General features: G+C 59.3%; 3 protein-coding genes. 2 read left to right on the plus strand and 1 reads right to left on the minus strand.

Annotated elements, in window-relative coordinates; genetic code table 11:
• The first annotated feature begins 261 nt into the window (after positions 1–261).
• Positions 262–1,263, plus strand: a complete 1,002-nt coding sequence (locus HX846_RS29150; RefSeq protein ID WP_177022740.1) for an ABC transporter substrate-binding protein — start codon at positions 262–264, stop codon at positions 1,261–1,263.
• 137 nt (positions 1,264–1,400) lie between these two features.
• Here the strand turns inward: HX846_RS29150 and HX846_RS29155 are convergent, their stop codons facing one another.
• Complete coding sequence (locus HX846_RS29155; RefSeq protein WP_178966669.1) at positions 1,401–2,300, minus strand: LysR substrate-binding domain-containing protein; 900 nt, start codon at positions 2,298–2,300, stop codon at positions 1,401–1,403.
• Between the two features lie 172 nt (positions 2,301–2,472).
• Here HX846_RS29155 and HX846_RS29160 point away from each other — a divergent pair.
• On the plus strand, positions 2,473–2,980 hold a 508-nt coding region (locus HX846_RS29160), incomplete at its 3' end, for a branched-chain amino acid ABC transporter permease (protein ID WP_178966671.1).

Consider the following 2,980-nt stretch of genomic DNA (forward strand, 5'->3'; position numbering starts at 1 on the left):
GCCGCCGAGCGCGTCAGGCCCATCGCCTGGCCACCGGCGACGAAGCTGGCGCCATCGACCACCGCCATGAAGATCAGCATCTCGTTGAGGTTGGTGCGCAGCATGCAGAGTGGCTCCGGGGATGACATCAGGCACAGGCGCGCAATATAGCAGCGCCGGTGGGCAGTGTTTTTCGTATATCCATAGATCGCGATATTCTTTTTCGCACTGTACGTGGGCCGCTACGCTCGCAACCCTTCTCAACCTCGCGGCAGCGTTCTCATGATAATAAAACGACCCACCCTGACGCTCCTGGCAGCAGCCAGTGCGCTCCTCAGCCTTGGTGCACACGCCGAAGGCAAGATCAGCATCGCCCAGCAATTCGGCATCGGCTACTTGATCCTCGATGTGGTTCGTGACCAGAACCTGATCGAGAAACACGGCAAGGAACAGGGCCTGGACATCAAGGTGGAGTGGAACAGTATCTCCGGCGCCACCGCGATGAACGAGTCGCTGCTGGCCGGCGCGCTGGACGTGGTGTCGGCGGGTGTGCCGCCCATGCTCACGCTGTGGGACCGCACCAAGGGCAAGCAGAACGTCAAGGCCATCGCCTCGCTGGGCTCGATGCCCAACTACCTGCTGACCAATAACCCGGATGTGAAGACCCTCAAGGACTTCAGCGAAAAAGACCGCATCGCCGTACCGGCCGCCGGTGTGGGTTTTCAGTCGCGTACCTTGCAGATTGAAACCGCCAAGCAGTTCGGGAACGACAACTACAAGAAGTTCGACGATATCTCCATCAGCCTGGCGCATCCGGACGCCACTGCGGCGCTGATTGCTGGCGGTTCGGAGATCAACGCGCATTTTTCCAGCCCGCCGTTCCAGTACCAGGAGTTGTTGAATCCCAAGGTGCACAAGGTGCTGAGTTCCTACGACATTCTCGGCGGCCCGGCGACGTTCAACGTGCTGTACACCACCGAGAAATTCCACGACGAGAACCCCAAGACCTACAAGGCGTTCTATGACGCGTTGGCCGAGGCCGAGACAATCATCAAGGCCGACAAGCCGGCAGCTGCCCAGGCTTACATTCGTGTAGAGCAGTCGAAGCTACCGCTGGCGCTGGTGGAGAAAATCGTCCAGGACCCGGAAATCGACTTCACCATCGTGCCGCAGCGTACCTATATCTATGCCGAGAAATTGCAGGAGTTGGGCGTGTTGAAGAACAAGGCGGGGAGCTGGAAGGATTACTTCTTTGAAGAGGCGCACGGCGGGAACGGCAGCTGACTCCATTCTGAATTGAAACGCACACAAAAATGTGGGAGCGGGCTTGCTCGCGAATGCGGTGGGTCAGTCGAGACATGTGCTGGCTGAACCGCCGCATTCGCGAGCAAGCCCGCCCCCACATTGGATCTGCGGTGTTTTCAATTCCCCGCCAGGTTGCTCTTGATCCAGTCGTACAAGTGATTCCCCTCGCTCGACAACTCGCTGTTGGCCCGCCGGCACAGGTAGTACTGGCGGCCATCATCGACCTGTAGATCAAACAGCTTCACCAACTCCCCATTTGCCACATGCGGCGCAACCAGTGGCGCGCGCAGCAGTGAGCAGCCCAATCCGGTCAGCGTGGCCGTCAGCGCCAACTGACCATCCTCCAGCAGCAAACCATTCAACGCGGTCCCGTGATGCACGTCGGCGGCCTGGAACCATTGGCTCCAGGTGCCGCGTTCTTCGTCGTGCAACAGCGGTAATTCACTCAGCGCCTCAGGTGTGTCGATCGGCCCGTGTTGCTCCAGGAATGCGCGGCTGCAATACGGCGTCACCGCCCCGGAAATCAGCGGCTCGCTGTGGTACCCCGGCCAGTGCCCGGTGCCGAAGCGGATCGATAAATCGGCAGCGTCGCTGGGGTAGCTGCGGTGGTTGGCGTAGGTGACGTTGATGTCCAGCGCCGGGTGGTCCTTGAGGAACTGTGCCAGGCGCGGGATGAACAGGTTGATGCCGAACAGCGGGATCAGGCTGATGGTGACCTGGCGTGTGGCGCTTTTTTCCCGCACGTGTTCGGTGGCGCTGCGCAGTACGGCGAAGGCCGAGCGAATTGCGCGGTAGTACTCGCGGCCTTCTTCGGTGAGCACCAGGTTGCGGCCCTGGCGCAAGGTCAGCGGTTGCTGCAGAAAGCTTTCCAGCAGGTGCAATTGATGGCTGACGGCGGAGGGCGACACGTCCAGCTCGCGGGCGGCGGAATTCACTCCGCCGTGGCGGGCAAACGCTTCGAAGGTGCGCACGGCACGCAACGGCGGGTCATTGGCTAACTGTTCTAAATTATTCATGTGTTGAATTAAATACTAAGTGAGATGGCAAATAAAGAGCCATAAATGCCGTATTTATGGCGGTTATAGCGCTTTATGCGTTTGGCATAACCATATGAATTTCTGATATTTGATAAAAACAGAATAGATGCTTAGTGTGCCGCCCTCGTCAGTAGTGAGGTCGATGGTTTCCATGGATGCGTTTATCCAGCAGCTGCTCAATGGTTTGATGACGGGCAGTCTCTACGCGCTAGTGGCCTTGGGTTACACCATGGTCTACGGCATTTTGCGGATCATCAACTTTGCCCATGGCGATGTGTTGATGATTGGCGCTTTGGTGGGCCTCTCGGTGATTCGCCTGTTGCAGGTGACATGGCCGGCGATGCCGCCGGTGCTGGTGCTGCTGGCAGCCACTGTGATTGCCATGGCGTTCTGCGCGGTACTCGCGGTGCTGATTGAACGGGTCGCTTATCGGCGCCTGCGCAATGCGCCGCGCCTGGCGCCATTGATCAGCGGCATCGGGGTGTCGTTGTTGCTGCAAACCGTCGCCATGTTGGTGTGGACGCGTAACCCGCAGATGTTCCCGCAACTGCTGCCGCTGGAACCGATTGAAGTGCTCGCCGGAGCTTCGGCGCATCCGGCGATCACCAACGCTACCGCCCTGACCACCATTGCCGTCGCACTGTCGGTGATGGTCGCGC

This window comes from Pseudomonas sp. K5002, from assembly GCF_013386655.1.
In the GTDB taxonomy this organism is placed as follows: domain Bacteria; phylum Pseudomonadota; class Gammaproteobacteria; order Pseudomonadales; family Pseudomonadaceae; genus Aquipseudomonas.

Excerpts from the sequence above, each read along its gene's own strand:
- HX846_RS29150 (WP_177022740.1), top strand. The coding sequence starts at position 262 with ATGATAATAAAACGACCCACCCTGACGCTCCTGGCAGCAGCCAGTGCG.
- HX846_RS29155 (WP_178966669.1), bottom strand. The coding sequence starts at position 2,300 with ATGAATAATTTAGAACAGTTAGCCAATGACCCGCCGTTGCGTGCCGTG.